This is a genomic window from Nonomuraea rhodomycinica, assembly GCF_013363995.1.
GTDB lineage: Bacteria > Actinomycetota > Actinomycetes > Streptosporangiales > Streptosporangiaceae > Nonomuraea > Nonomuraea rhodomycinica.
On the sequence record NZ_JABWGO010000054.1, the window covers coordinates 1 to 301 of the forward strand.

A 301-nucleotide genomic window follows, 5' to 3' on the forward strand; every position below is an offset into this window, starting at 1 on the left:
TCCGGCCGCCGCGCAGGCGCCTCGATCGAGGCGGGCGTCATGACGGGCGTCCACAGCCGCGAACGCCTCCTCAAGGGCGGCGCCACCCACATCCTCGACACGATCGCCGACTTCCCCAGCCTCGTACTCAGCGCGGACGTGACCACGCACCACATAGGGACGCCGGGCCGGTAAGCTATCTTCGTCGAAGGGGCCTGAGCTCAGCTGGCAGAGCGCCTGCTTTGCAAGCAGGATGTCAGGAGTTCGAATCTCCTAGGCTCCACGCATACGAAAGCCCAGGTCAATGGCCTGGGCTTTCGAT

At 65.4% G+C, this 301-nt stretch carries 1 tRNA gene; it reads left to right on the plus strand.

The annotated features are described in order from the left end of the window. The first annotated feature begins 189 nt into the window (after positions 1–189). Positions 190–262: transfer RNA gene (locus HT134_RS44390), tRNA-Ala, on the plus strand. The last annotated feature ends 39 nt before the right edge of the window (positions 263–301 follow it).